Genomic DNA, 1,199 nt, shown 5'->3' with positions numbered 1-1,199 from the left:
CTAGTGGTGCATCACGCAACCTTGGTGGGGTAACTGGTCCATGATCGAATCGGGGAGCTTGCGGCGAAGCTGACCTTCGCGGAGGCGTGCTTGTTGTGCCAGCGGATGTAGGCGGCGATAGCGGCGTTCTGCTCCTCATGACTGCGGTGGTCGGTGCCGTTGAGCGCGAAGTACCGCAAGGCGGCGAACTCGGACTCGATCCAGTTCAACCACGACCCGTAGGTCGGCAAGTAGACCAGCTCGACGTCGCTGGCCCTTGCCCAGGCCCGGACCTCGGCGTGTTTGTGCGGCGAGTAGTTGTCGCAGATCACATACAGGCGCTCACCTGGCCACCGGCAACGCAGCGACTTGAGGAAGGCCAGGAATTCGGTCCACCGTTTGCGGCGGCGGATCCGGTAGTAGAGCTTGCCTGTGGCCAGGTCCAACGCGCCGAGCAGGTGCCGGACGCCGTCGTCGCGGTGGTAGGTCGCTCGCAGCCGCCGCGGGTGCGAGCGCGGTCGCCAGGCGCGGCCTTGGCGAGGCTGGAGGTTGAGCGGGCCGAACTCGTCCGCGCAGATCACCCGCCCGCCGCGCGGCCGGGTGTCATACAGGGCCAGGACCCGGCACATCTTGGCGATGAAGTCCGGGTCGTCGCTGCTCTTCCACGTCGTGGTGGCCTGCCAGGAGACGCCGCCCGCCTTCAGGATCCGCGACAGGTGCTGGGGGCTGATCGAGGTCACCAGCCTGATCTGCTGCAGGTGGGCGGCGAGTTTGGACAGGCTCCAGGTGGAGAAGGCGGTGATGCCCCATTCGGCGGGGGTCGTCCGGGCGATCAGGCAGATGCGCTCGCGCACCCATTCACTGATCCTCCTCGGTCGGCCCCCGCTCCATTTTGGGTCCAGCGCGTCGAACCCCCGTTCGTTGAACGCGTGCACGACCTGCCGCACGTAATCGTCGCTGACCTGCATCAGCGTCCGGATCGCCGAAGCCGGCCGGCCTTGGGCCGACATCAGCACCACGATCGCCCGCCGCAGCTTCACGGGGTCCTTCGCGGTCCGGGTGATCTTCTGCAGGCGCCGACCCTCCTCCATCGACAACGGCCGGACGAACACCTCGGGCTTACGTGCCACGACCACCTCCCAGAACTACTCCGGGACAAGGCTGGCGTGCTCACCCACCAACGATCAATGACCTAGCAAGGTTCGGTGACGCGGCACTAG

At 66.6% G+C, this 1,199-nt stretch carries 1 protein-coding gene; it reads right to left on the bottom strand.

Annotation, left to right across the window (positions count from 1 at the left end; translation table 11 throughout):
• Window positions 1–11 precede the first annotated feature (11 nt).
• Entirely contained in the window at window positions 12–1,109 is a 1,098-nt protein-coding gene (locus P3X83_RS43145) for an IS630 family transposase (protein ID WP_277311253.1), read from the bottom strand.
• Window positions 1,110–1,199 lie beyond the last annotated feature (90 nt).

This window comes from Spongiactinospora sp. TRM90649 (assembly GCF_029382225.1).
Classification (GTDB): Bacteria; Actinomycetota; Actinomycetes; order Streptosporangiales; family Streptosporangiaceae; genus Spongiactinospora.
This window is presented reverse-complemented; position numbering and strand designations above follow the sequence as displayed.